We start from the raw sequence: 24,543 nt of genomic DNA, 5'->3' as shown, positions 1-24,543 counted from the left end.
TTGTATTCAAGGTCAAAACTAAAGACGAAACGGAAGAGTTTGCCTGCGTTCGCTTGATGTTTTTTGATCAAATCATAATGTAGAGGTTAAAACCTAGCTGCTCTATCGTCGTTAATCAATCGAATCTCGTCTCATCAAACATTGAAATAATGATAAAAGTAGAGCATGTAGCTATTTGGGTAAAGGATTTAGAGAAAACGAGACTGTTTTATGAACAATACTTTGGTGCTACTTCTAATCAAAAATATGTCAATACAACAAAGGGCTTCTCTTCCTATTTTTTGAGTTGGCCAGAGGGGGCTCGACTAGAGCTGATGTCACGAGAGGATGTGAAAGGAGATTATATTGGTGAAAGGTTGGGCTGGGCTCATTTGGCTTTATCAGTGGGAGGCAAAGAGACTGTCGATCAGTTGACTGAGCAATTGAGAATAGATGGATACACTGTAGTAGGAGAGCCTAGAACTACAGGTGATGGATATTATGAAAGTGTGGTATTGGATCCAGAAGGTAATCGCATTGAAATCACCAAGTAATTTGAATTTAAAATAATTTCCCTGCCTAGGGTCAAGAGCATTAGGGACTTAATGTGCCGTCAGGTAGGTTCAAAGGTGATTGGGAAATAATAAGTGAGGCCAACCTTTGTAATTCATACTATTGACCTAAATTTGTGCCCCGTAACATCAGGTTCGAAATCACATCTCAATGACATCTACAAAGTATATTTTCGTTACGGGCGGAGTAACATCATCTTTAGGGAAAGGAATTATTTCGGCTTCATTAGCCAAGCTTTTACAAGCCAGAGGTTTTTCTGTCACTATTCAAAAGTTTGATCCTTATATCAACGTCGATCCAGGGACACTCAATCCATACGAACATGGCGAATGCTATGTGACAGATGATGGTGCTGAGACAGATTTGGATTTGGGTCACTACGAGCGTTTTTTGAACGTACCGACCTCTCAGGCCAACAATGTTACCACTGGTAGAATCTACTACAACGTGATCAAGAAGGAGCGAGAAGGTGAATTTTTAGGCAAGACTGTACAGGTCGTTCCACATATCACGGACGAAATCAAAAATAGTATCTATAAACTAGGCGAGACGGATCAGTTCGACTTTGTGATTACAGAGCTAGGTGGATGTGTAGGGGATATCGAGTCACTGCCATTTATAGAGGCCGTTCGCCAGGCTAGGTTCGAGTTGGGACCTACCAATGCACTCAACATTCACTTGACGTTGATTCCGTTTTTGAATGCAGCGGGTGAGTTGAAAACTAAGCCTACCCAGCACTCCGTCAAACAACTGCTAGAGGCAGGGATACAGCCAGATATTTTGGTATGCCGTAGTGAACACAAATTGCCGCAAGATCTAAGAAAGAAAATCGCACTATTCTGTAACGTACCACACAACTGTGTGATAGAAGCGATGGATGCAGAGTCGATCTACGATGTGCCATTGCTGATGAGAAAAGAGAAACTAGACGAGCGTGTACTCTCTAGAATGAAGTTCTCCTATAAGAAAGAGCCAGGCCTAGAGCATTGGAAAGAATTTTTGGGCAGACTCAAAAACCCCACTGACGAGATCAAGCTTGCCTTGGTGGGTAAATATGTGGAGTTGCAGGATGCCTACAAGTCGATTAGCGAGGCATTTGTACACGCTGGAGCAGCCAATGAGTGTAAAGTCAATGTGACTTGGATTTCGTCCGAAGAAATTGATAGTACAAACGCTAAGAAACTGCTGAGTAATGTGCATGGCCTTTTAGTTGCACCAGGTTTTGGTGAGCGTGGTATAGAAGGGAAGATCGAATCAATCAAATATGTCAGAGAAAACAATATCCCATTTTTCGGAATTTGCCTTGGGATGCAGTGTGCGACAGTAGAGTTCGCACGAAATGTCCTCAAGCTGGAATCTGCACACTCTAGAGAAATGAATGGCGAGACTGAAAATGCCATCATTGATTTGATGGAAGATCAAAAGAACTTAACTGAGATGGGTGGTACCATGAGATTAGGTGCCTATGACTGCCAGATCAAAAAAGGAACTAAGGCTTACCAAACGTATGGTCAAACCAAAATCTCCGAGCGACATAGACATAGATATGAGTTCAATAACAAGTACTTGGAGGAATTCGAAAAGCATGGGATGATCGCATCAGGGGTCAATCCTAAAACAGGCCTAGTAGAGATCGTAGAACTGAAGGATCATAGATGGTTCGTTGGTTCGCAGTTTCACCCTGAGCTCAAGAGTACTGTATTGAACCCACACCCACTTTTTGTCAAATTTGTCAAGGCAGCATTGCTTTACAAAAGAGAATTGACATCAACAGAGAGATAATATCAGATATTAGTTATAATAATTATAAATGGATAAGAAACAGATAATAGGAATGGTCGTGATGGTAGCCCTCATGACTGTTTACTTTCAATTTTTCGCTCCAGAGACTCCTGCTCCGACTCAGGAAGAAGCGTCCACCACTACAGCAGCCCCAGATACGATAGCTATGAGTGGTGTACAGGGTGATGTAGCAGTACCTGTAGATGAAGAAGCAGACTCTTTGGCCACTGTCATCCAAAAAGAGCGGTATGGTCTCTTTGCAGGATTTGCCAATGGTAGCGAAGAACAATTCGTGTTAGAGAATGAAGTGCTGAAGCTACAGCTGTCCTCTAAAGGTGCGACAGTACAGCAGGCGGAACTAAAGAAGTACAAGACTTACGATGATCAGCCGTTGATTCTCTTCGATGCGAAGAGTAGCGCGACTAATCTGATTTTGCTTAGCAACTATAAACCAGTCAATATATCTGAGTTGTACTACGCTAGTGCCAAGGAGGTCAAAGGAGATACGACGATCCTTCGTTTTCGTATGGCATTTGATGACAACAGATACGTAGAGCAAAAATATAGCTTGCCAAACAAGGGGTACCAAGTAAAGTACGAAATCAATCTAGTAGGATTGGATGGAGTAGTGGATAACCAAGATGTCCAGATGAACTGGGTAGACAATATCAAGCGTCAGGAAAACACTCTCAAAGAATCAAGACAGAAAACGACCATTAATTACATGCCGATTTCGGAAGGGGTGGACAATGTCGGTTCTGGTGATGATCTAGAGAGTGAGTCTGTCGCTAAGCCGGTAAAGTGGTTCTCTATCAAGCAAAAGTTCTTTAACGCAGGATTAATAGCTGATAATCAGTTTAGTTCTGCAGTGCTATCTACAGTTGTTAATGATGAGGATGATAGTACCATTGTCAAAACTGCCAAGGCGGAGGTTATACTCCCTGTAGGAGATCTCAAAACTGGCAAAGGTAAGTTTACTTACTACTATGGGCCGAACGATTACGCTATTACTAAAAAGGTCACCGAAGGCTATGAAGAGAACGTGGATCTAGGATGGAAGCTGTTCAGGTTCGTCAATAAGTTTTTGATCATTCCAGTATTTAACTTCCTAGAGCAGTATATCTCTAATTATGGGGTTATCATTATTCTGTTGGTGTTTATCATTCGACTGATACTCGCTCCACTGACTTATAAGTCACACATGTCTATGGCCAAGATGAAGGTCTTGAAGCCTGAAATGGATGCGATCAAAGAGAAGAACGAAAAAGCAGGTGGCGATGCGCAAAAGACGCAGCAGGAGACGATGGCTCTGTACCAAAAAGCAGGGGTCAACCCACTGAGTGGATGTATTCCTATGTTGCTACAGTTTCCCTTCCTACTGGCGATGTTCAACTTCTTTCCTAACTCGATTGAGCTGAGGCAGGAGGCGTTCCTATGGGCGCACGATTTGTCTACTTATGATAGTGTGTGGGATTTGCCTTTCACGATACCATTTTATGGAGATCACGTCAGTTTGTTTACACTCCTGATGACTGTATCTACCCTAGCAGTGACATGGACCAATAGCCAAATGAATACACAGATGCAAGGGCCTATGAAGAGTATGCAGTATATGATGCCGATTATGTTCTTGTTCTTCCTGAACAGTTACTCTGCAGGTTTGACATTCTACTACTTCGTGTCTAACCTCGTGTCATTTGGTCAGACAGCGCTATTTAGAAAACTCGTCGACGAGGATAAGATCAAAGTGGTGATGGACGAAAATAGAAAGAAAAACGTCAACAAGAAGAAATCTAAGTTTCAGCAGAAACTAGACGAAGCACTCAAAGCAGGCGAAGAATCAAGAAAGAACAAAGGGAAAAAATAATACCTAGTTCTGAGGAACCAAAGCCCTGACTATCATCGGAAGTCAGGGCTTTTTTTATATATGTAGACAATATTGTTTAGTTAGTAGAGTCTGGATTTTTGTAGTATGTTGTTCTTTTGGATCAATCCGTATTTCTGGGGAGAGATCGAGGGTTACTTCGTGATTCCAAGATTCATTGTTCGAAATTCATTTTTGTTTTTCGTGAATAACCATCTCTTATAAGTCTTTGAGGTTAATTTGAATGATTGGAATAAAAAATATCGAACCTGTCTACCGTGTTTATCCCCCAACTTTACAGGCTGATCCGTTCTTTTGAGGAATCTCATTTGAAATGACACGTGAATTGTCCGATTCCACTCATGCAGAATCAATAATATCCTTAATTTTGAATCCTATGAATAAGAAGATAATGATGCGTTATTTGACGCTGTGTATAGGTATGATGTCTGTCTTAGGTGTAAATCAGGCTGTTGCTCAAGATAAGCTAAAGTTTATAGAGACGACCTATGATTTTGGACAGGTAAAAGAGGAAGATGGTCCAGTCATGCATGAGTTTGAGTTCGAGAATGTAGGAGAAGACTCGATTACGATTACCTATGTCAAGGCCTCATGTGGCTGTACTACGCCAGATTGGACACGCGAGCCCGTTGCACCAGGAGATCGAGGCTTTGTACGAGCACAGTACAATCCGCGAAACAGACCTGGGAGTTTTAGTAAATCTCTTCGTATCAATAGCTCAGGAGCAGGTAGTACTTATGTCTATATCAAAGGAACGGTGATCCCACGAAAGAAGACCCTAGAAGAAGAACTGCCTATCAAAATGGGAGCACTACGTGTTCAAAATACGAATATTAATCTAGGCCGTATCACGACAGAGAAGGAGTCAGTGGCTTACATCGAGATGTACAACGATAGTGAGGATACTGTTCGGTTTTTGGATCAGTATGATGGGCCTGCAGCTGTGGTTGTGACTTTTGATACGTTGGCATTGGCTCCAAAAGAAAAGGCAAACGTAATGCTCACCTATGACCCAAATAAAGAGAAGGATGCTCTGGGATCTAAAAATTATGGAATTGCCATCTACACAGACGAAGAGGACGAAGGGCAGAAGAACTTTAATGTGCGTGCATCAGTCAGGGAGTATTTTGCACCGATGACGGATGGAGAAAAGGCAAAAGCACCTAAGCTGTCTATAGATGATAAACTAAACAATGCTGGAAGGGTCAATGAAGGGCAAACTGTAGAAGTGGAATACACGCTAGTGAATACGGGGGCTGGTATGCTAGATGTACGAAAAGTGGAGAGTTCATGTGCTTGCCTAGTAGCGGAGTTAGACGACTACACGATTAAGTCAGGGAAGTCGGCCTCTATGAAGTTGACGCTCGATACCAGTGGTATGAGAGGAGGACAGAACAAGACGGTATATATTTACTCAAATGATCCTCAGGAGTCTACTCAGGTGGTCACCATCCGTGTTACGGTGATTAAAAAAGGCTAATCTATACCGAGCTAGTTGAATCTTAAGCAAAAGCATTTAGCTTTGCAGCAAAATATTGAAATATGAAGAATTTGTTATATGTGATGGCTCTGGCACTATTGATCAGCTGTGAAGCTGAGGATAAAAATAAGGGTGATAATTTGTACCTGAGCAAGGATTACAAAGCGGCTATCAAGTCGTACAATGAGTATCTGGAACTCCACCCGTCACACGTGAAGTCTATCTACAATAGAGGGCGCTCTTATGAAGAGCTAAAGCAGTATGACAAGGCTTTGGTAGATTTCAAGCAGGTATTGGAGTTGGACAAGAAGAATACCTCAGCTATGCTCAGTTTGGCTAAGCATTTTTATAGAGAAGGGAATTATGAACAATCATTTTTCTTTGCTGAGTCTGCAATCAAACTAAAGGATGATTTGGCGGAAGGTTTTTTCTGGGTGGGACGATCTAGCCATCACATGGGGGAATTCGAGAAGGCAAAAACTGCCTATAACAATGCGATCAATCTGAACAAGGAATATGGTGAAGCCTACCTTTACAGAGGAGCACTCAATATGCAGGAAAATAAAAAAACTGCAGCTTGTAAGGATTTTAAACAAGCTCAAAACCTGAACATCAAGGAAGCAGAGGCTGCAATAACTAAGTATTGTAATTAAATCAAAACCCTTCTTTCTCGTTTGCTATGGGCAAGGAAAAGGAAGGGGGTGAATTCATCTCGATTTCATGATGTATACATATGGTACTTCCAAATACTTTTTGGACGGTTCCATAATAGAAGTGCTCCGAATCTTATAATCGGATATACAATACGCTAGAATACTGCTGATAATTGTTGTTTCCATACTGGAAGGTAAAAGGCATTATTTTTAATTGTAGTTTCTCAAATAGGGCATAGTCAAACCCTAAGCCTACATCTATCCCTGCACGCCATTCGTCTATATGAGATAAAGGGTGATCTAGATTACCGTCTCGAATACCTACTGTCCAAGACAAGAAAGGACCAGCAGAAGCATAGAGGTTTATTTTATCTCTATGGATCAGACGGTAGGTTAGGGACGGTATAATATCCAAATCGCTAAAATAGCTCTGGTAAGGAAAAGCTTCGTCTTGAAATTGCTCATACATCATGCCGACATTGAGAGCGACTTGCCACCCCAGTTTTGAATCTTCTACTTGGTGGTGATAATGTGTAGCAATGGTTAATCCTCCCGATGCATCTGTTTCCCTATCCGAAAACTTGACATGTGTATACCCAGCTCCAAAAAACACTTGCGCTTTTGTCTGACTGATGGATAGCATGGTGACCAACGACCCTATTAATACTATTCTTAAAAACATCTTAATTCTTTTTAGTGTTATTGATTCCTATCATCAAAGTCAAATAACTTGTTTGATGAAGTAACGATGACTGCTCCTTGAGCGTCCTTTGTACAGCGAATGGAATCAGACGAGTAGATATTTTATCTGATATTCGAACATCCAAGGTAACTCCCAACTCATAACCCCACTCATGTGATTTATTTGCTCTGGCTTCATACTCATTAAAAGTTGATTCAGACCCTGGTTCGAAAGTATGCTCCCAGCGTATCACGGGTCCTGCAAAGAGTGAAAAAATGACCCACTTGCTCTGTATGATGTCAAAAGACCCATTGGCGGCTATGCTCAAGGTAGTCGTATAGGATTCTAAGTACTCTTTGTTGACGTACTCATAAAGCAAGCCCATATTCACGCTAGGCATGATAGCGAATCGCGAATCTTTGATCTGATACTTTGACTGTATGACAACCTCTACACCTTTGACATCATGGGAGTCTGAATTAGTAGAGGTCATGTATCCTCCACCTACATACGCTTGCCCACGAGCGGCCAATGGGACAAATAGCACAATGATGAGTATCAACTTAAATGCCTTCTTTTTCATATCATCTCTCTGCTTCATAACAATAGGTGTTTTTACTAGTTGTCGCAATTACTTTTCCTTTTTCATCTTCTTCTCCTGGTACGACTCTAAATCCACCATAACCTCTAAAAAAACGCCCTCCTCCACTTGGCGGTGTTAAATCCCACAACAATCTCCCATCATGGGTGTCATAGGCATAGACATGGCCGTCTCCTCTACTGCTGAAGTATAACACGTCATTCAAAAAATGCACAGATTCTGCAGAACCTCCTCTGCCTAAGTCTTGCCACACGGTCCTACCTGTCTCTGGATCCATAGCCATCACTCTTTGAGTACCTCCAATATTATTAACAGCTAAAATCAAATCTTTGTACAAAGCATAAGTAAATACGCCACTGCCATCATCACCGAACCCATCTCTTTTCCATAGTACCTTTCCCGTATTTTTATCTATCCCATACAATTTTCCCGAGGGGTTGATCACCATTACCTCTTTATACATAACGGGTCGTTGGCTAAACGGAAGATTCATGGTGTCTGGGTCTACTCTTGTTTTATCAAAATGAATTTCACCTTGAGTCACATTATAAGACATGACATGATGTAAACTCTGATTGGTGTATAAATCTACATTGCCAGTGAATGCCATAAAGGAGAATACATCTCCATTTTCCTTATATACCCTGGGAGCAGCAGAAACGCCATAAAAAAAGCTAAAGAATTGAATTTGATCCAATGGAATTTCTACGATTTTCTCATACTCTCCAGTCAGGATGTCTCCTGCTATCAAGGTCGGATGGGTAATTGTATCATTTTCCATAAATTCAAATATTGTGTAATATTTGTCTCCCAAAATTTGAACTCCCATAGCTAAGGCACCATCTAACTCTTTTCGCCAAAGCGTCTCTCCAGACTGTACATCTAGGGCATGAAAGAAACGACTGTGTTGGAAAATCCAAATGTTATCTTTTATTGAGATTTTATATTCATACATATTAAATGATCCTCCTTGTATCAAGCCTTCATCCCAACTCCAAACCTTCTCTCCAGTATCAATATCCAAAGCGTTGATCACATCACGTCCCAAAGAATCTGAGCCTGGCAACATGATGTTCCCATCATAGTACTCTGGAGTGATTTTTGACCCTCCAGTTCCTGCGTAAGAATTGTAACTCCACAAAGGGGTCTGAGCAATTAAAATCCCATTGGTATCAAACTCTTGATAGGGTTTTTCATTCCTGTCTTCTATACAGCTAGTCAAAATCAACAAGAGTAACAAGCAGCATCAGCTGCTTGTTACTCTTGTTGATTTTATGTTACCTAGGGTCTGTTCTAAAAAAGGCATTATATTTAGTTCCGTTAAAAATAGTTCGCATCAATTCTTCCGTTTTTTCATGGTCACCCATTTCCAAATGATTCACTCCAGAAAGTTTAGCTTTCTGACCTTTCCATGAGGAAGTAGTGGCTACTTGGGTAATGAAACACAAGTACTTCTTGCAATATAACTTATAACGGTGTTTATAATCCTGTCAATAACCTTTAGCATCCTGCCAAAATGTAGGTTATTCATGCTAAATCAATGATTTAAGGTGAAACAACCTAGTCATTTTGGAATTGAAGAAGAGGAGAGTTTTCTTTTTTCTATAAAGTTGGCAGTCAACGGTATTTGGAAAGCTTTTCTTTTTTGAGAAGCTGAATCAATATTACCACGCAGCGTAGTTGTATTGACTTTCGATTTGATCCTCTAGATCATCTGGGATGGATGGAAAGAAATCCATTCCTGTTTTCTTCTCCAGATCATCTATACTCATCGCGTATTCGTATAGACCGATGCTGGATTTTTCATTTTCCATGAGGAAAGCTATCGCTTTGACCTCATTGCCGTTGAGTTCTAGGATTACCTTGTAGTAGCCGTCAGGGATAACGACTTTGTTTTTGCCAATCTTGCTGCCTTTTTCTGTATAGATCGGTCCAGTCACTACAAAAACCTCTTGGTTGTCCATCGCCCAGTCTCTCACATGCTCTTCGAGTTTTTTCCAAATCCCTCGGTTGAATCCCGGTGCCTGTGGGCTCATGTTGCTCATGTAGAAGGTCTCGCTTAGCGCATTTTCGTCCCAAGTGAAATCGGCGGCTGGTGCTAGATGCCCTCGGTCATAACCGCTGCCTTTGTAGTCATCTGGGTGAGCAGATTTGGTCTGCACAGCAGGGTCTGCTCTGAAGTTGTCTTTTCGTTTGAAGCGTGCATTTTTTAGATTAGCGGCGGTCAACTTGTAGGCTACCCAGTCTGCTTGCTCTGTCTTTTCGTTGTATTTGAGCGTATAGAACTCGTGTTCGATGATTTGATCATCCTGTGTATAGCTAGGCCATGCAAAATCAAAACTACGAGAGAAGTAGTACTGATCTGTATTGGTATAGGTCGGCAAGTCCTCGTTGGGCTGTACGGTTTCTACGGGTTGTTCCTTTTCAGTCTTCGATGGAATAGGGGGCGGAGTAGCTTCTTTTTTTTCTGACTTTCTCTCACTAGGTTTTGTTTGTCCACTTTCTTTTTTGACTTCTCTTGGCTTGTTTTTCGTTGATGTGGTGGTGGTCGGCTCGTTTTTTTGCGTGTACTTCCAGTCCAGAGTGATGGGTTCGAAATTCGAGACGGTAGAAAAGTGCTGTAGTCCGTATATCGATATACCTATCAGTACCAATATGATGAGGATGACGAAAGGTTGGTTGCCTCCTTCGTTACCTTTTTTTGATTTCGCTGTACTCGCTTTTTTTGCCTTTGCCATCTTACTTTTTAAACCTTGCTGAAACTGTTAATTCTTTTGATCCAGGTGTATAGGTATAGAAACCTTCGCCTGATTTAGTACCTAGCATGCCTGCGGTTACCATGTTGGTTAGGAGAGGGCAGGGGGCGTATTTGGGATTCCCAAAACCACTTTCCAAGACTTTGAGAATGGAAAGGCAGACGTCTAGTCCGATGAAGTCTGCTAACTGCAAAGGCCCCATAGGGTGCGCCATACCGAGCTTCATGACCGTATCGATCTCTTCTACGCCAGCGACTCCTTCGTGCAACGAGATGATTGCTTCGTTGATCATCGGCATGAGGATACGGTTGGCCACAAAGCCTGGGTAGTCATTGACTTCCACGGGTGATTTGCCTAGCTGCTGTGATAGAATCATGATGACCTGAGTCGTTTCATCACTGGTGCTATAACCTCTGATCACTTCTATGAGCTGCATAATAGGTACGGGGTTCATGAAGTGCATGCCGATCACTTGACTGGGTCTCTGAGTAGCAGCTGCGATCTGAGTGATAGAGATGGAGGATGTATTGGATGCTAAGATAGCTTTGGCGGGAGCAGCTTGATCGATTTGTTTGAATAGGTCTAGTTTGACCTGTTGGTTTTCGGTGGCGGCTTCTACCACTAAATCAGCTTGACGTACTCCATCAGCTAGGTGAGTAGAGGTGGTAATATTGGTCAAGGTGGTTAGTTTGATTGCCTCGGTGATTTTCTCTTTGGCGAGGAGTCTGTCTAGGTTTTTTTCTATCGTAGATAGCCCGCGTTGTAGTGCAGATTCAGAGATGTCTATGAGTGTGACTTTGAATCCATTTTGAGCAAAAACATGTGCAATCCCGTTGCCCATGGTGCCCGCGCCGATCACTGATATGTTTTTCATTTTTGTCGAATTTTTGGGATGTGTATACGAGATCAATGTTAGCGAAAAATGCTAGTATGATGAAAATAAGGAGGGGTGAATTGTCAGGATGTGGAGAAAAAAACAGACAAAACTATCTTGGGTATACATCGGTATTCTACGATGATAGCAAGGGCTGAACGAAAAGTGCCCCCGTTCTTTTGAGGAACGAGGGCTACATAACTAAAACAAATTTGAAGACAATTACTTTTTAGCTGTCCACCTGAAAGAAGGACACCAGTTCTTTGAGTGTTTCGGCTTGATTCGACAGTTCTTCTGATCCACTGGCCATCTCCTCTGCACTGGCAGAGTTGCTTTGTATGATGTCGTTGAGCTGCTGGATAGCACTGTTGATTTGCTTAGACGATTCGTTTTGTTCGAGCGAGCTTTCAGCGATTTGCTTCACTAGACTGGCAGTTTTGTTGATTTCAGGTACTAGGTCATGGAGTAGCGTGCCTGATTTTTCTGCTACAGATACACTGGATCTAGAGAGGTCATCGATATCTGCTGCGGCTTTTTGGGAGTGCTCCGCTAGTTTTCGTACTTCTGCAGCAACTACTGCGAATCCTTTTCCTTGTTCTCCCGCACGAGCGGCTTCTACAGCAGCATTAAGTGCGAGGATGTTGGTTTGTCTGGCAATCTCACCGATGATGGTGATTTTCTCTGCAATAGAGTTCATGCTTTTGACTGTGTCACCGACGGCTTGCGACGCGTTATTGACGCTGGCAGAGGCTGTGTCAGCGATTCGTTCTGTCTCACGGGCATTGTCACTGTTGTTGACGGTCGATTCGGTCATCATATCCATAGAGGAGTTGATTTCTTCAGCAGATGCTGCCTGCTCATTGGCTCCTTGGGATAGGCCTATAGATATATTGGTCAATTGCTCGCTGGCAGAGGAGACATTCTTCGCAGAAGAAACGACTTCTGTGATGATTTTGCGAAGCTGTTCTACCATGACTTTGAGATCGGCGTAGAGTCCCTCGTTTCGATCATCAAATGTGATGTTGAGGTTTCCTTCTGATAGGTTACGCGCTATGTCAGCTGCTTCGGTGGGTTCACACCCGAGTTGTTTGACAATACTACGTGTCAGCACGATGCTTGACAATATCATGAATACCATCAAAACCCCAAAGAAGATAAATGCTATCTGACGTATTTGTTCAGATCGATCAATACTTTGGTTAAAGTGCTGTGCGGCTTCTTTTTCACTAATTTCTGTGAGTTCATCGATCGCGAGTCGTAGTGTGTCAAATGCTTTTGCGAAATCTTCGAAGTAGATGTATTTGGCTTGTGCCAAGTCACCTGCTTTGAGGCTGTTTCGGATTTGTGCAGTATGGTTGACGAGTTTGCTGTACTGAAACTCGAAAGATTGAAACTGTACTAAGTCACTCTTGCCTGTCGCTGTTATATATATCGATTTGAAATTTTGAAAGCGCTCGTTTAGCTGATGGATGTTTTCATCTACTTCGACAAATTTGTCATCTAATTTGTACGAATTGCTTCCTTCGTCTGAGAAGTTGGCTAAGATTTCACTGAATTCTAGTCGTGCTTGGTATCCATCACGGTCTGACTGTAATAGGTAGTTGATACTGACCAACCAATCCTGGTAGATCGCTTCGATGTTGCCACGAATCAACGAAAGGCTGTACGTATTGTAGAAGATGTTAGAGATGTATAGCGCAATGATGATAGCGAATACCGATAACACCCGGGTGGATACTTTGAGATTTGTTAGAAAGTTCATAGTGTGTTTGTTTTAGCTGAGACTGGTTAAAAAGACTTGTTCAAGAAGGTCGGTTTCACCGTGATGACGGCATAGATAGTTGACGAACCATCTTCGCTATCTGTATCATAGTAACTTAGGTAGGTGTCTGTGACCCACATGTGGCTAAACCCTAAAGAGACTTTGGTGTTGTCGCTTTGCTTATAATGCCATCTGAGATCTAACTCTGTACCATAATAGTCATCGAGTGTACCTGTATTCGTTTCGTTAGAGATTTTGGCTTGGCTGAAAAAACCGTGTACATCTACATCTAAACTTGATCGTTGACCCGTTTTGAAATTAGATTTTAAATAATAGTCTTCCAGACCAGAAACAGGCCATAACTTGGTGTAGAAGTAATCTAAGTAGCCAAAGTGCCCATGTCTCAGACCGAATAGAATGTCGAAATCATTGCGCTCTCCATAGTTAGGATTGGCAGCATCAGCAGTAGAGGTACCCGATACGACATCTGTACCGAGGGTGAACTGTATGTTTTTGTTAGGTTTGAACTTGGCTTGTGCAGAATAGAAAAAGGCATTTACTTTTTTGCTAGATCCGAGCGTATCTTGTCCGAATTGGTGATAGTAAATCCCCTTAAGGTTTAATTTTTCAGTTATTTGATAACCTACGTTGACACCTGTTGTTTGATCGTAGCGTATTTCTAGGCTACCATCTGGCTCTTCGAGTCCTCTGTTGAGGAATACAAAGGCTGCTGAAAGCTTGTCTGTGTTTTTTTGTAACCACAGAAACTGCATGTTTTTGTGGTTTTGATAGGTGTAACGAACATGCTCTAAGGTGAACCCAGTTGAGTTGTATGCGAGGGCAAGGTGCGCTTTGAACCCTTTCTTTTCGTATTTGACGAGAGCAGCATCATGTGCCATATTTCCTCCCCAGTTGAGCCCACCGAGGATGTATTGGTCACCATATATAAATCCTTGTCTCCCTAGTTTGACAGATAGGTTAGGAACGATTTGTTTTTCAAACCAAGCCCTAAATATACTGAGGTTTCCTGCTTGACCATTGTTTTTATATGTACCCCACGCTCGGAGATCTTGCAGGATGATTTGGGAACTCATATCACCTGCTTTTTCATAGTTCATGATCACACGGGTACGTTGACCAATGTAGCCCTCTGCGGTTCTCCCTTCTGTCATAGGAATACGGTAGCCATGGGAGTATAGCGGGTTTAGTCGGTACTCGGCCTGTAGCGTGAAGTTTTGATCTTGCGCACTAGTGAAGTGAGACCCGAATAAGGAAAGAGAAATAAGGAAGATTAGTTTTTGAGTGGTGCTCATTTGTCTATTGGTTTTTGATGTTCCAAAATTGATACAGGTAGAGGCCGTAATCAATCCGATTTAAAGTGTAATTTTTTCTAGGTATAAATGCTTAATAGGTTTGGGAGAATAGAAGTGGAGCTAGGCTGGATCGAATGATTTACTGCTGTGGGGTCGCTGTGGAATGGGAGTGCTTTTTTAGAAAGCGATATGCTTTGAGCGTACTAGGGTGGGGTGGTGAGTAGCTGAGATGATTTTTGGAATCTAAAATTAAGAATCTACTTATGTTGAACTTTGACTTGGTAGATCTAGGTGTTAAGACGTAGATGGTGTGAACTGACTATCATTATAGAAACTATAGTTTCTAATGTTACGGGCAGAGATATGCTAGGGTAGTGACAAAAAAAGCTCAGACAATTGACTGTCTGAGCTTTGATATATAACTAGATGTCCGTACTAACCTGTCGGACGAAAAGGCTGTTGATATTACATCATGCCGCCCATAGGAGGCATAGCTGGAGCACCACCTTCTTCAGGCTTGTCTGCTACTGCAGCTTCAGTAGTCAATAGTAGCGCTGCGATAGAAGCCGCATTCTCTAGTGCCAGTCGAGTCACTTTGGTAGGGTCAATGATACCTGCTTTGAACATTTCTTCATAGACGTCTGTTCTAGCGTTGGGCTAAAAACGTCTATTTGATATAAAACCGTTAGATTTTATAGATGTGTTTGTTTCAGTCATTTTTATTTGTAACTTCGTTTAAGGCATATTTATGCTGTATTTAAAACAAATTTTTACCAATCAAATTTTTACCAATCAAATTTTAAACCATGTACAAACCGTTAAGTTTGATGGGAGGGGTAGTATTGTTGCTATCGTTTTCATGTAGTCCCACTGAATCTTTTCTCGATGAGGAACAGGGGAAATCCAATTCAAGTAGTAAAGTGGAATTCCCCACTTTAAGTTCAAAGAAGCCTATAGTTAGAATGAATTACGATGTTGAGTCAGTCTCTCATAATTCATATACTAATGGTCAAGAAGATGAGTTCTTTGGAGAAAATAATATGCCGTATGTGAGTCGTAAAAAGTTTTACTATGAAGTATATGAAGATTTCTCAGTAGGTTATGCGACTAAAAAGGTTAAAGCGACTATAGAAGGCAATGATTTGTTTGCTGATAAAGAGGGCTTTTCCAAAGTTGCGATGGTCAAAATGTTTGACGGCCAAATCAATGCGTATGATGATAAGATGGAATTGCTAGGTAGTAAGGTTGCAAAACCGAGCTTTGTGGACGAAATCGAGTATCGAGGCTCTGAGATGTCTTTGCGAGATTATATATTGTCTAGGTATAGTGAAGCGCACAAGGTCGGTTCGATTACCTTAGGCTTGATTGCTTCAGAAGCCAACACCATTAGTAATCAGGGTAATGGTGTCGTTTTGGCAAGAATGCCAGATAGGCTAGATGCAGGAGATGTAGCAAGTCTTCGTGAGATTGATAGCAAATATGAAGTGGCCTACAACGAGATACTCTTCAATGAGGACTATGGTGTGATGGTGAGTGAGACTGGCTACAATTTTGAAGGGGAAGTAGTCGATAAGTTGACTTATTTCTACACCATTGATTCAGATTCATCTACCAGCCTTACTTCAAAAAGGTACTCTGCTAAAAAGTATCTCGAAGCAGAAAGTCGAGAATACATATCAACTACGGACTACTTTTATGATAATGTCGAAATCGAAACCCTAAACTAAATCAACCATGAAATATTTTATATTAGTATTTATAGTTTTTATTACCATAACATCTTGTTTTGCCCAAAGGAAAATCGAATGGGTACATGGTTTAGGTAGTGACGCATCATTTTGGTACAAGCAATCTCAATCCTTTCCTGGTAGGGTTCATTCCAGAAAGAGTTTTAATGACTCGAATGTATCTGCTTTTGCCAATGATCTTAAAAGCAGATCTACAGCCAATAGTAGAAAGATAATGATTGGGCACAGTATGGGTGGAGTCGCCATCAGAGAGCTGGAGAAAAGACAGAGTAATAATTTTGGAGGTGCAATAACCTTTGGCGCACCGCTAGATGGGGCTAAAATTGTCAATAATCTAAAAAGTGGTACTGCGGATACTCATTTTCAAAAGGTAGAAGAAATTCTAAGGAAAGGAGAAAAGGCAGTAGATGATGCACCGGCTTTATTGAAAGCGGAGAAGTTTATACATCGTCATTTTAATGTTCCTGCTAAAATAGCACTATTAACAATCGGTATTGAACCCTTACTGAAGATGTTAGGTTATGGAGGCTCTATTACCTCATCACTTAATCTAAAAGCATTAACACCTAATAACAGTGATTTGGCAGTAGGGAGTTCATACATGACTAGCATTAAAGGATTTACTAGTAGTAAACCCAAAGTGGTCGTTTATGGCGATGAAGATTCACCTGCTCATGTTCGGATTGCTTCATCTGCAATCAGTTCAGGTAAGAATGATAATTCATATTTAGGCGAGTACAATGCTTTGAAAACTTCTTTTGATGCTGTCGCAGATTCTTGGGAACCAGGTAGATTTTGTATTACATATTGCAAGAAAAAAGAAAGTATTGCTGACGCATGGAAGGAGGGATATAACTATCTGAACTCAGGTATGGAAGCGGATTGGAATAAGCTGATAGACTCTTATGGTCCCCCCGAGGTAGTTGGTTACAGAACCGTTAGAGAAAATATATGCGATGACTTTGATTATGGTCCACAGCGGAGAGTGATGAGAGAAGCACCGATTTATGATGAAAGTTGCTGGGTTGAGACCAGACAGCCGATATATGCTCGTCCTTTGATTGCAAACGATGGATTGCTAAATAAGAACACACAAACAGGAAAAGACTCTCAGTGGACAAAATCCAATACGGATATTGTCAGAGCCCCAGGTGTTAATCACATGGAAATGGGAGAGCATGAAGAGAGTAGAGCAATATTGCGAGGAGCTTTAGATGGTGAAAGAGGATATGATGCGTTTTTTAGGGGTAATATTTAATTCATTCTGCCTTCTAGTGATTTTAGCAGGTTGTTCCTTGTTTGACAAGGAGCAATCTGCTCCACGAGAGGTCGTCAATGAAGAAGGTGTGGTGATCGAGAAGAGTCCTATTTGGAGGGTTAATTTGTATGAAGATATTAAGGAGAATGTTGGTTCTTTTTTATCTCCCATACTTCATGATAATTTGGTTATCACTCCATCGAGCGAATCAGATTTGGATGGCTCTTGGGCGCTCTGGGCATTGACGATTGACGAAGGTAAGAAGGTTTGGGAATGGGAGGAACCCAATAATTACTGGTGGTTAAATCAGTTAAGAGGTTCAGGGAAAGTTTCGAATCTTTGGATAGAGAAGGAGTATAATGGGTACAATGCTGATAATTTTTATGCCATTGATCTCAACTCGGGAGAGACTGTTTGGTCACAGAACCGTCCAGGGTCATGGGCAGGAGATGTGTTTGTGTATGGTGATAAGTACTATTATGCGCAGTTTCCTATGGAAGCCCCCTACTATGGTAGGTACTGTGCGGTATATGAGGGAGATGTGTATAGTACGGATCATGAAATCTACCTAGTTCCGGAGACGGATAGCATTAGGCTAAGCCCTAACAATCATTTAGGTTTTGTAGACAATCCTCTTGTTTTTGAAGGAGAGGATGCAGTTCAGTACATGCTTATCCCTTTTTCGGAATATCAATTGGAACCAGGGACAGAGTTTCCTACTCACTATGGCAATCTATACATGGCACTATACGACATGGACGCAAAAGAGTATGTCTATAGCAAGGCACTGGTGGCTACAGAGGTACAGGCACTGGTGGATGAAGTGCCGATGATCTATGAAGACCGTTTGATACTATTCAATATTCGTGACGAGGTGATCGCTTTCGACCTCTATACTGGAGATGTCGTGTGGCAGAACCACTACGATCAGGGGGCATTCAGCATGATACTCGTCAACTCTGTACTGGTGATGTCACAGCAACTGGGAGATGAGACCTATGCCTATGGTCTGGACCCTGAGACGGGTCAGCAGCTGTGGGTTCGTCCTTCGGGAGGAGGAGCCAGTGATATGCAGGAGCTCAATGGTGTGGTGTATTGGAAGGACCGAGGAGATGCTAGTCTATATGCTGTAGATGGCCTGACAGGAGAGTTGATATGGAGGCTGGGCGATCCAGACCCTGAGTCCGAGTCCTGGTGGAAGTCCGACGGAGTAGCCGTATTGCCTGGAGAGAATGGAGAGAAGGGTAGGGTATTTGCCAGTTCACACTTGCGTTTCTATTGTTTTGAAGCAGCGAGATAATGATATATAGTAAACCGTATTTTAACAACCTAAACACCAACTAAGATGAAGAAGGTACTAACAGTAGTGGCCACATTGTTTCTTTTAAGCTTTTCCTCCATGGCACAGTCCGACACAGTGGCTATGGTGACACGCCATGTCAACCATGTCATGATCGGATACACAGGGATACTTTTTCAAATCGGGCTTCAGAGCGAATTTAAAATAGCCAAGCGCTGGACTTTGATGACGCAAGCCGCTTACGAGCATACGATATTTATCAAGTCAATGAATATGAAGGGCTACCAAATGATGTTAGAACCAAGGTTTTATTATAACCTAGAAAAGCGAATGAGGACAGGGAGAAATATAGGTTACAATAGTGGTAATTATTTCTCACTCAGGACAGAAGCTAGATATGCTCAATTTGAATTCATTACGATGATGAAAGATTTTGGGCTGGCTAATGATGATCATTTTTATGCGATTACTGCTATGCCTACCTGGGGAATGAAAAGAGTTTATAGAGAAAGATGGGGGCTAGATGTATCAGGAGGATTAGGCGCTATATGGTTGACGACCTTTGAGGAAGACACTGTAGATGACTATAGTGTAGGGTTATGGTTTCATACCACTGTCGCTTTAAGTTATCGATTTTAATTGTAGGAGATAGCCTGTTGGGGTTAACTCTCCTTCGTGTTCACGCTACGACGGAAGAAGTTTCCCTGCGCTCTGCGTCGAATAGAAATCTATTCCATTTAATACCTCGATTTAGCGTCGGGGTATTCTTGAAGTCGGGCAGTCTGTAGAGTGCTCCCAACTCTTACCGTAAGGGGGTTCGCTGATAGCTCCATTGTCGTTTCAGCGTATGACGATTATAACCTAGCTTCTCGAAAATCATTTGGTACTGTTAGCGCATATCGTAGGGTTGCTCATTGGTACAAAAAAAAGCTCAGACAATTGAATGTCTGAGCTTTGATATATAACTAGATGTCCGTACTAACCTGTCGGACGAAAAGGCTGTTGATATTACATCATGCCGCCCATGCCGCCGCCCATAGGAGGCATAGCTGGAGCACCACCTTCTTCAGGCTTGTCTGCTACTGCTGCTTCAGTAGTCAATAGTAGCGCTGCGATAGAAGCCGCATTCTCTAGTGCCAGTCGAGTCACTTTGGTAGGGTCGATGATACCTGCTTTGAACATCTCTTCATAGACGTCTGTTCTAGCGTTGTAACCATAGTCACCTTTACCTTCTCTTACTTTGTTGACGACTACAGAAGGCTCGCCACCTGCATTGCTCACGATCGTTCTCAATGGAGATTCGATTGCTAGTCTTACGATATTGACACCTGTGTTTTGATCTTCGTTTTCCAAAGTCAATCCATCTAGTGATGCGATCGCTCTGATCAGTGCAACACCACCACCTGCTACGATACCTTCTTGTACAGCAGCTCTAGTAGCGTGTAGTGCATCGTCTACTCTGTCTTTCTTCTCTTTCATCTCTACCTCAGTAGCAGCACCGATGTAAAGAATCGCTACACCACCTGCCAATTTGGCTAGACGCTCTTGTAGTTTTTCCTTGTCATAGTCAGACGAAGTGTTTTCCATCTGCTGCTTGATTTGGTTGACACGTGCTTCGATATCCGCTGCAGCACCTGCACCGTTTACGATAGTCGTGTTATCCTTATCAATGTTGATTTTCTCAGCAGTACCTAGGTACTCCAAAGTAGCGTTTTCTAGATTGTATCCTCTTTCTTCAGAGATGACAGTACCACCAGTCAAAATTGCGATGTCTTCTAACATAGCTTTTCTTCTGTCACCAAAGCCAGGTGCTTTGACAGCAGCTACTTTGAGAGAACCTCTGATTTTGTTGACTACCAATGTCGCTAGAGCCTCACCATCTACATCTTCTGCGATGATCAATAGTGGACGTCCTTGCTGAGATGTAGCTTCGAGTACAGGGAGCAATTCCTTCATCGTAGAGACTTTCTTGTCGTAGATCAAGATGTAAGGATTCTCTAGCTCAGTTTCCATTTTCTCTGTGTTAGTCACAAAGTAAGGAGAAAGATATCCTCTGTCAAACTGCATACCTTCTACAGTTTTAACTTCGGTCTCAGTTCCTTTGGCTTCCTCGACGGTGATGACACCATCTTTACCTACTTTGTCCATTGCATTGGCGATCATTTGACCGATTTCAGCATCGTTGTTAGCAGATACAGTGGCTACTTGAGCGATTTCTTCAGAGCCTTTGATTTCTTTAGATTGTTTTTTGAGGTTTTCTACGACAGTAGCTACTGCTTTATCGATTCCTCTTTTGAGATCCATCGGGTTAGCACCTGCAGCTACGTTTTTGATCCCGTGACCGAAAAGTGCCTGAGTCAATACAGTAGCGGTAGTTGTACCATCACCTGCATCGTCAGCAGTTTTAGAAGCCACTTCTTTCACGAGCTGTGCGCCCATGTTTTCGATTGGCTCACTTAGTTCGATTTCTTTGGCTACTGATACGCCATCTTTGGTCACTGTCGGTGCGCCAAATTTCTTATCAAGTATTACATTTCTACCCTTAGGGCCTAATGTTACTTTTACAGCGTCTGCTAGTAGATCAACTCCTTTTTTTAGTTTGTCTCTAGCGTCAGTGTTGAAAAATATATCCTTTGCCATTATTCTATGTATTAAAAATCTAGATTGAAAAAAATGATTAAAGTGTTCCGAATACGTCAGAGTTTCTCATGATGAGGTAGTCACTACCTTCTAAAGAAACCTCTGTTCCAGAGTATTTACCATAAAGTACTTTATCTCCTACTTTTACAGTAACAGGCTTGTCGTCTGTTCCTTCACCAACAGCTACAACAATACCTTCTTGTGGTTTTTCTTTGGCAGTGTCTGGAATGATAATTCCTGAAGCAGTTTTCTCTTCTGCAGCAGCAGATTCAACCAAGATGCGGTCTTCGTTTGGCTTAAAGTTTACTTTTGACATTTTACTTATCGTTTATGATTTTTTGAAAGTTATAAATCTACCAGAGCTATATCATTTCTTGTGCCAATCGATTTTGACAGTGAAAAGACTGACAAAATAGCGGGGTGATGGGCAAGAGAGAGGGAGTAGGTTGACTAATGTGACAGCATTGCAGTGGGTACAAAAAAAGTCCTGACAAATATGTCAGGACTTCAAGGCCTTTTTTAGCTGTTCGAGGTTTATTCGGCTTCTTCTGTAGCCTCTTCGATTGCTGGTAATTCTTCAGTCGCTGTTGGAGCTTCCTCTTCCATATTCAAGCTCGGAGAAATGGCTTTGTCTTGTGCACTTTCGATGTTTGGGCTGACGAACTCACCGCTCTCGTTGGCAGAGCCAATCAAGAATTTGGTGGACATAGTCAATACGATAAGTGCGATGGCCAATGACCATGTCATTTTTTCTAATAAGTCACCTGTTTTCTTTACACCCATCAATTGAGAAGTGCCAGATCCACCAAACTGACTTGTCAATCCACCGCCTTTAGAGTTCTGTGCTAGGATGACCAAGATAAGGACGATTGCTACGATGACAATCAATGTAATGATAGTTGCAAACATTTATAATTTATTTAGTTTTTCAATTTGAGACGCAAAGTAAGCCTTTTTTTGAGGATTTTTCAAAATTAATTTCTGATAGATCTCAATGGCTCTTAGTGTTTTTCCTTGTGCAGTTAATATTGCAGCAAGGTTTTCGGTGATGACTTCTTCAGGGAAAGCGGTGCTTTTCGAGGAGAGGTCTTCAGTGTTTTCTGGGAGGCTTTTCGCTCCTTTAGATACTTTGATGCTAGGATTAGACTCTATAAAGGAATCTATGATAGAATTTTGGGTATCTTTTGGAGCCTTTTCCTTATTTATTTTAGTCGTTTTTTTTTTATCCTCTTCTGAGTCCTCGTTTGTTTTTTTCTTCGATTTAGGTTTTTCGGAGGTTAGTTTTTTTGATGTCTTGATAGAGGCCGATACTCTGAATTTTGGAGAGCTTTTGAGTGATGATTTCTTTTTGTCATCTGTGTCATCTGTATCGGTAGATTTCTCTGTTTTTTTAGTCGTGGTTTTCTTGGTGGTAGCGGCCTTTTTTGTTGTTGTTTTCTTTGCAGTGGAGGTCGCTTTTTTGGTAGCAGGCTTCTTTGTTTCAGTAGCTGTTTTTTTCTTAGCGGTTGGTTCTTTGGTCTTGGTTACTTTTTTTGTAACTGGTTTTTTAGTCTCTAGTTTTTCTTCAGCAGCAGGCTCTTTCTCTTGTTTGGTCTCAATACCTTCTTCACGCTTTGGCTTTGTGAAGTTGTGTGGACGTTTTAGGATAGCCAGACGGAATTTTTTATCTCCTCGTGATGCGCCAGGTACTAGTTTTAGACTGCTTCTTTCTTGGTTGATGTTTTCTAGATCTTCGTCCGTAGGTTCAGGCGTTAGCTCTAGGTTTTCACTTTCAGCTATTTCATCCTCACTAGGGTCTTCTATTTTGGCTTTGCTTTCTTTTTTTGTTTTTTTAGGTGTGTCAACTGTACTTGCTTCTTCTTCATGCTCTTCGACGTGAGGCACAACTGCTTCAATTTCCGCTTCTATCTTTTCAGATACTTCTGACGAAATTTCATTGGGTTGACTGGATTTATTTTCTTCTGCTTCTACCTCTTCACTGACCTTGTCTACGATTTGTGAGAGTTCTTCGCTGGAGATGAGGTTTTCTTCTTTTTTAGTCTCCTTGATGGTCTTTTTGCTGAGGTTTTCTGGGGCTTCTTGCGGGACAGGGATTGGACTATTGAAATTATAGACCATTTCTGGTTCCAGTTCTACGACAGACTCATCTACTACAGGTGTGTCAGATTCATCATCTGGAATAATGGTAGTAGGGGTAGGGACCTCTTCTGTTTTTTCTGTTATTTTTTCTTCCTTAACAGACTGTTTTTTAGAGTCTTCTATGTCCTCAACTTCTTCCTTTTTTTCTTCGGGAGCAGATTGTGCTATTTCGTTCTCTAAAGCTTCGAAATTAGCATCGATCTCTTCGATATCGGGACCATCCGATACATCAGCGCTTTTACTTGAAGACTGATAACTACTCTCGGGTATAATCTTTTCTGGCTCGACGGGAGATGGTGCAGAAGGGGTTTTTTCTTCTTTAGGAATTTTTGCTTCTGGATTTTCTTCTTCGCTTTCTGCTGGGGTATCTTGTGTGCTTTTCTTTACTTCTTCAACCTTTGCATCGACTTGTGCTTCGATAGATTCTAGCTCTTTTTTGAATGCATCTTCGTCATCATTGTTCTCAGTGATAGGTTGGTCAGCGTCTCGAGAGATAGGTGTTGCTTTTGCTTCTTCGGCATTTACTTCATCTGCAACTTGCTTTTTGAGCTGTTCATAGATGTCTTGTTCAACTGTATCACTTACATCGACCTCTTCCTCTTTTTCTACCTCTATCTTTTTATCAACTGGCTTAATAACAATCTCCTCAGGGTGATTTTTTTCATATTCTAAGTAGCTTTCTCGACTGGATTTCCAGTTTTCCAGATTGGAATAGACCTCTTCTATGAATTTATCCAAATTACCTGTTGCAGGGGTGGGTGCTTGAGGTGTACTCGGAGAAGGAGCTGCCTTGGTTGTCTGCTGTACCTTAGTAGGACTAGGTTTAGCATTGGTTTTTCTTGTGCTAGTTGCTAGTAGGTATTGTTTGAAGACTGCACGATTGGTGGCATAAACGGCTGCAGTACTCATTCTTTTGGGGGTAGAAGGGAGTTTTTTCGCTTTGCTAGCCTTGGCTAGTACAACATGACCATTTTGAAAAAACGGATATTGTTGAACTAGTTTTTCCAGTGCTTTTATCTCTAACTCAGATGCTTGATCTGCGGCTCCTACTAACTCAATAAACTTCTGCTTATTCAAAGGTGTGTGTGGTTTATGCTAAACGCTAAAGTTAATAAAAT

The 24,543-nt window shown here is 41.7% G+C and carries 20 protein-coding genes and 1 pseudogene; 9 read left to right on the top strand and 12 right to left on the bottom strand.

Going from position 1 to position 24,543, the window contains the following annotated elements; translation table 11 throughout:
• The first annotated feature begins 149 nt into the window (after positions 1-149).
• The 5 genes from BUB99_RS01940 to BUB99_RS01920 all read left to right on the top strand — a co-directional run bounded on the left by BUB99_RS01940 (position 150) and on the right by BUB99_RS01920 (position 6,352).
• The gene (locus BUB99_RS01940; RefSeq protein WP_317041703.1) at positions 150-533 is read left to right on the top strand and encodes a VOC family protein; all 384 of its coding nucleotides are present in this window, start codon (positions 150-152) and stop codon (positions 531-533) included.
• A gap of 169 nt (positions 534-702) precedes the next feature.
• On the top strand, positions 703-2,334 hold the full coding sequence (locus BUB99_RS01935) for a CTP synthase (protein ID WP_073118957.1): 1,632 nt from the start codon (positions 703-705) through the stop codon (positions 2,332-2,334).
• Between the two features lie 28 nt (positions 2,335-2,362).
• Entirely contained in the window at positions 2,363-4,201 is a 1,839-nt protein-coding gene (yidC, locus tag BUB99_RS01930) for a membrane protein insertase YidC (RefSeq protein WP_073118953.1), read from the top strand.
• A gap of 394 nt (positions 4,202-4,595) precedes the next feature.
• The gene (locus BUB99_RS01925; protein ID WP_158584050.1) at positions 4,596-5,699 is read left to right on the top strand and encodes a DUF1573 domain-containing protein; all 1,104 of its coding nucleotides are present in this window, start codon (positions 4,596-4,598) and stop codon (positions 5,697-5,699) included.
• A 62-nt stretch (positions 5,700-5,761) separates the two neighbouring features.
• Complete coding sequence (locus BUB99_RS01920; protein WP_073118950.1) at positions 5,762-6,352, top strand: tetratricopeptide repeat protein; 591 nt, start codon at positions 5,762-5,764, stop codon at positions 6,350-6,352.
• Positions 6,353-6,485: 133 nt separating this feature from the next.
• Here BUB99_RS01920 and BUB99_RS01915 read toward each other — a convergent pair whose 3' ends face one another.
• The 8 genes and pseudogenes from BUB99_RS01915 to groEL form a co-directional block, all read right to left on the bottom strand.
• Entirely contained in the window at positions 6,486-7,034 is a 549-nt protein-coding gene (locus tag BUB99_RS01915) for a hypothetical protein (protein WP_073118948.1), read from the bottom strand.
• Between the two features lies 1 nt (position 7,035).
• The gene (locus BUB99_RS01910) at positions 7,036-7,635 is read right to left on the bottom strand and encodes a hypothetical protein (protein ID WP_073118946.1); all 600 of its coding nucleotides are present in this window, start codon (positions 7,633-7,635) and stop codon (positions 7,036-7,038) included.
• Positions 7,619-8,857 carry an outer membrane protein assembly factor BamB family protein gene (locus BUB99_RS01905; RefSeq protein ID WP_073118943.1) on the bottom strand — a complete coding sequence of 413 codons (1,239 nt, stop codon included), beginning with the start codon at positions 8,855-8,857 and terminating at the stop codon, positions 7,619-7,621. The genes BUB99_RS01910 and BUB99_RS01905 overlap by 17 nt, the downstream gene beginning before the upstream one ends.
• A gap of 442 nt (positions 8,858-9,299) precedes the next feature.
• The gene (locus tag BUB99_RS01900; RefSeq protein ID WP_073118940.1) at positions 9,300-10,373 is read right to left on the bottom strand and encodes a DNA/RNA non-specific endonuclease; all 1,074 of its coding nucleotides are present in this window, start codon (positions 10,371-10,373) and stop codon (positions 9,300-9,302) included.
• Position 10,374: 1 nt separating this feature from the next.
• Entirely contained in the window at positions 10,375-11,265 is an 891-nt protein-coding gene (locus BUB99_RS01895) for a 3-hydroxybutyryl-CoA dehydrogenase (protein ID WP_073118936.1), read from the bottom strand.
• Positions 11,266-11,494: 229 nt separating this feature from the next.
• A complete protein-coding gene (locus tag BUB99_RS01890; RefSeq protein WP_073118933.1) occupies positions 11,495-13,027 on the bottom strand; it encodes a methyl-accepting chemotaxis protein in 1,533 nt (510 codons plus the stop codon).
• A gap of 26 nt (positions 13,028-13,053) precedes the next feature.
• Complete coding sequence (locus tag BUB99_RS01885; protein WP_073118930.1) at positions 13,054-14,340, bottom strand: alginate export family protein; 1,287 nt, start codon at positions 14,338-14,340, stop codon at positions 13,054-13,056.
• A gap of 465 nt (positions 14,341-14,805) precedes the next feature.
• A pseudogene (gene groEL / locus BUB99_RS01880) lies at positions 14,806-14,994 on the bottom strand (chaperonin GroEL); the annotation flags it as partial.
• A 308-nt stretch (positions 14,995-15,302) separates the two neighbouring features.
• On the opposite strand from groEL, the gene BUB99_RS01875 reads away from it, so the two are divergent.
• From BUB99_RS01875 to BUB99_RS01860, 4 genes are read left to right on the top strand one after another with little or no spacing between them, the layout of a single operon-like run.
• Positions 15,303-16,067: a hypothetical protein gene (locus BUB99_RS01875; protein WP_073118928.1), complete on the top strand. Its 765-nt coding sequence runs from the start codon at positions 15,303-15,305 to the stop codon at positions 16,065-16,067.
• Positions 16,068-16,074: 7 nt separating this feature from the next.
• Complete coding sequence (locus BUB99_RS01870) at positions 16,075-17,346, top strand: lipase family protein (protein WP_073118925.1); 1,272 nt, start codon at positions 16,075-16,077, stop codon at positions 17,344-17,346.
• A 16-nt stretch (positions 17,347-17,362) separates the two neighbouring features.
• Entirely contained in the window at positions 17,363-18,646 is a 1,284-nt protein-coding gene (locus BUB99_RS01865; protein ID WP_221407477.1) for an outer membrane protein assembly factor BamB family protein, read from the top strand.
• Between the two features lie 45 nt (positions 18,647-18,691).
• On the top strand, positions 18,692-19,285 hold the full coding sequence (locus tag BUB99_RS01860; RefSeq protein WP_084190290.1) for a DUF3575 domain-containing protein: 594 nt from the start codon (positions 18,692-18,694) through the stop codon (positions 19,283-19,285).
• 369 nt (positions 19,286-19,654) lie between these two features.
• Here the strand turns inward: BUB99_RS01860 and groL are convergent, their stop codons facing one another.
• The 4 genes from groL to BUB99_RS01840 all read right to left on the bottom strand — a co-directional run bounded on the left by groL (position 19,655) and on the right by BUB99_RS01840 (position 24,502).
• Positions 19,655-21,286 (bottom strand): chaperonin GroEL, encoded by a 1,632-nt coding sequence (groL, locus tag BUB99_RS01855; RefSeq protein ID WP_073118915.1) that lies wholly within the window; start codon positions 21,284-21,286, stop codon positions 19,655-19,657.
• A 37-nt stretch (positions 21,287-21,323) separates the two neighbouring features.
• Positions 21,324-21,602 (bottom strand): co-chaperone GroES, encoded by a 279-nt coding sequence (locus tag BUB99_RS01850; protein WP_073118913.1) that lies wholly within the window; start codon positions 21,600-21,602, stop codon positions 21,324-21,326.
• Between the two features lie 218 nt (positions 21,603-21,820).
• Complete coding sequence (gene secG / locus BUB99_RS01845; protein WP_073118911.1) at positions 21,821-22,195, bottom strand: preprotein translocase subunit SecG; 375 nt, start codon at positions 22,193-22,195, stop codon at positions 21,821-21,823.
• Entirely contained in the window at positions 22,196-24,502 is a 2,307-nt protein-coding gene (locus tag BUB99_RS01840; protein ID WP_073118909.1) for a prolipoprotein diacylglyceryl transferase, read from the bottom strand.
• Positions 24,503-24,543 lie beyond the last annotated feature (41 nt).

This window comes from Reichenbachiella agariperforans, from assembly GCF_900142205.1.
GTDB lineage: Bacteria > Bacteroidota > Bacteroidia > Cytophagales > Cyclobacteriaceae > Reichenbachiella > Reichenbachiella agariperforans.
The sequence above is the reverse complement of the archived record's forward strand: the minus strand, read 5'-3'. Positions and strand labels throughout refer to the sequence as shown.

Excerpts from the sequence above, each read along its gene's own strand:
- BUB99_RS01940 (WP_317041703.1), top strand. The coding sequence starts at position 150 with ATGATAAAAGTAGAGCATGTAGCTATTTGGGTAAAGGATTTAGAGAAA.
- BUB99_RS01935 (WP_073118957.1), top strand. The coding sequence starts at position 703 with ATGACATCTACAAAGTATATTTTCGTTACGGGCGGAGTAACATCATCT.
- yidC (WP_073118953.1), top strand. The coding sequence starts at position 2,363 with ATGGATAAGAAACAGATAATAGGAATGGTCGTGATGGTAGCCCTCATG.
- BUB99_RS01925 (WP_158584050.1), top strand. The coding sequence starts at position 4,596 with ATGAATAAGAAGATAATGATGCGTTATTTGACGCTGTGTATAGGTATG.
- BUB99_RS01920 (WP_073118950.1), top strand. The coding sequence starts at position 5,762 with ATGAAGAATTTGTTATATGTGATGGCTCTGGCACTATTGATCAGCTGT.
- BUB99_RS01915 (WP_073118948.1), bottom strand. The coding sequence starts at position 7,034 with ATGTTTTTAAGAATAGTATTAATAGGGTCGTTGGTCACCATGCTATCC.
- BUB99_RS01910 (WP_073118946.1), bottom strand. The coding sequence starts at position 7,635 with ATGAAGCAGAGAGATGATATGAAAAAGAAGGCATTTAAGTTGATACTC.
- BUB99_RS01900 (WP_073118940.1), bottom strand. The coding sequence starts at position 10,373 with ATGGCAAAGGCAAAAAAAGCGAGTACAGCGAAATCAAAAAAAGGTAAC.
- BUB99_RS01895 (WP_073118936.1), bottom strand. The coding sequence starts at position 11,265 with ATGAAAAACATATCAGTGATCGGCGCGGGCACCATGGGCAACGGGATT.
- BUB99_RS01890 (WP_073118933.1), bottom strand. The coding sequence starts at position 13,027 with ATGAACTTTCTAACAAATCTCAAAGTATCCACCCGGGTGTTATCGGTA.
- BUB99_RS01885 (WP_073118930.1), bottom strand. The coding sequence starts at position 14,340 with ATGAGCACCACTCAAAAACTAATCTTCCTTATTTCTCTTTCCTTATTC.
- BUB99_RS01875 (WP_073118928.1), top strand. The coding sequence starts at position 15,303 with ATGAATTACGATGTTGAGTCAGTCTCTCATAATTCATATACTAATGGT.
- BUB99_RS01870 (WP_073118925.1), top strand. The coding sequence starts at position 16,075 with ATGAAATATTTTATATTAGTATTTATAGTTTTTATTACCATAACATCT.
- BUB99_RS01860 (WP_084190290.1), top strand. The coding sequence starts at position 18,692 with ATGAAGAAGGTACTAACAGTAGTGGCCACATTGTTTCTTTTAAGCTTT.
- groL (WP_073118915.1), bottom strand. The coding sequence starts at position 21,286 with ATGGCAAAGGATATATTTTTCAACACTGACGCTAGAGACAAACTAAAA.
- BUB99_RS01850 (WP_073118913.1), bottom strand. The coding sequence starts at position 21,602 with ATGTCAAAAGTAAACTTTAAGCCAAACGAAGACCGCATCTTGGTTGAA.
- secG (WP_073118911.1), bottom strand. The coding sequence starts at position 22,195 with ATGTTTGCAACTATCATTACATTGATTGTCATCGTAGCAATCGTCCTT.